The sequence below is a fragment of the Candidatus Phytoplasma australasiaticum subsp. ipomoeae genome (genome assembly GCF_024425275.1).
GTDB lineage: Bacteria > Bacillota_I > Bacilli_A > Acholeplasmatales > Acholeplasmataceae > Phytoplasma > Phytoplasma australasiaticum.
The window spans coordinates 8,620-10,243 of the sequence record NZ_JALQCV010000015.1; the positions used below are offsets into that span (position 1 = coordinate 8,620).

The following is a 1,624-nucleotide window of genomic DNA, read 5'->3' on the forward strand; positions in this document are numbered from 1 at the left end:
GATCGAAGACACGACAAAAATGATCAAAAACACGACGAAACTGATCAAAGACACTATGAAAATTATCAAAGACACGATAAAAATACTATTGATTTTGATAAAAGATTAAAAACATTAACTGAAATTGATCGAAGACAAGATGAAAGTATTATAGAATTTAATCAAAGATTTAAAACATTAACTAAAAATGATCAAAGAAAAAATGAAAATGATCGAAAACAAGATGAAAGCATTAATAAGGTTACAGAAAAAGTCACGAGCTTCGATACGATTCACAAAACATTGACCGAAGATAAATATGAAGTAGAAAAAACATTCACACAAAATATAATCGATTTAAAGTATAAAAATAAATTAATAAAAGAACAAAACCAAAACCATCAAATTTTGAAAAAAAATAATACAAAATTTATCAAATTAGCTCACAAATATTTAACAAATATTTATTCCATTGATACTCAAAAATGGATATTTTCATTTAAAAAATATAGTAAAATTTATTTAGTAATAATTACATGTATGATAAATATTTTATTTTACTTATTATTATTAAGTAATAAATTTAAATCATAATTTAAACATAATTATAAAATGATAAACTTAAAAATTATTTTAATTAAAAAGTTTATTTTTTTAATTAAATTTCTTAATATAAATATTTTTATTATCAAGTGTTAAATTGTAATCTAAAATTATTTAGATTAATTTTGAAATAAAAATTTTTAGTTATTAAAGATACTATAGCACCTTAATAGACTTGATGATTATATTTTTGTTGGTTTAGTTGCCGGTGGAGGGTTTGGGTGAGCGTGATTTTGTCACTGCCATATTTATTAATCATTCAAAGAAAATTGATTTTATGGTTCTTTTCCTTTGCCAATGAATAAAGGTATAAAAAAACCTTTATGGAGAAGGTCTTACTTATTTAAATTTACTTAATTGTTTTAAATAAGTGATTTGAAATGATTATTATTTAGTTAGGTTTAATAATGATAAATACTTTTGGTCATATGTTATCATTTCTTTTACAAATTCATTATCCTTATTAATAATTTGTTGCGATTTCGTCCGCATAAAGAAATTTAATTTCTAATAAAATGTTAGTTTGTCCGAATCCATTAAGACCTGAAGAAAACATATTAATTTTATCATCGATAAAGATAATATAAGAGAACTTTAATTAAGAGGTTGTTCAAAAAAAGCACACACTACAAGGTCGGTTTTTAAACCATATTCGTTATTTTTATTTTTTTTGTTCCATTTATAAGATTATTTTGGTTTTTTAACATAACTCTATTTTTTTATTTTTTTAGAACTTGATGATGAGTTTTCTGTTTGGTTATTTCTTTTTTGTTTTGTTGATATTAGTTTAGTAATTCTAGTTAAATTAATTTGAATTCCTTTTTTATTAAAATATTCAATACCTTCGTTTAAATCATTAATTGCTTTATCTACCAAATCATAATCTTCTTTTTGTTGATTTTTATTATTATCCGCTGCCATAACTGGATGAATATTGATTAACAGGAATAATCCTAAATAATTAATTAAAAATAATGGTAAAAGATATAATTTATTTTTTATTTGCATCATTTTAACTTATAACTCCTTTTATGTTATCCCT

2 protein-coding genes are annotated in these 1,624 nt (G+C 21.4%); one reads left to right on the plus strand and one right to left on the minus strand.

The features are described from left to right. The coding region (locus NQK76_RS02250; RefSeq protein WP_255872732.1) for a hypothetical protein at positions 1 to 573 on the plus strand (573 nt) is incomplete at its 5' end. 720 nt (positions 574 to 1,293) lie between these two features. On the opposite strand, the gene NQK76_RS02255 is transcribed toward NQK76_RS02250, so the two are convergent. Further along, entirely contained in the window at positions 1,294 to 1,593 is a 300-nt protein-coding gene (locus NQK76_RS02255; RefSeq protein ID WP_255872733.1) for an SVM family protein, read from the minus strand. Between the last annotated feature and the right edge of the window lie 31 nt (positions 1,594 to 1,624).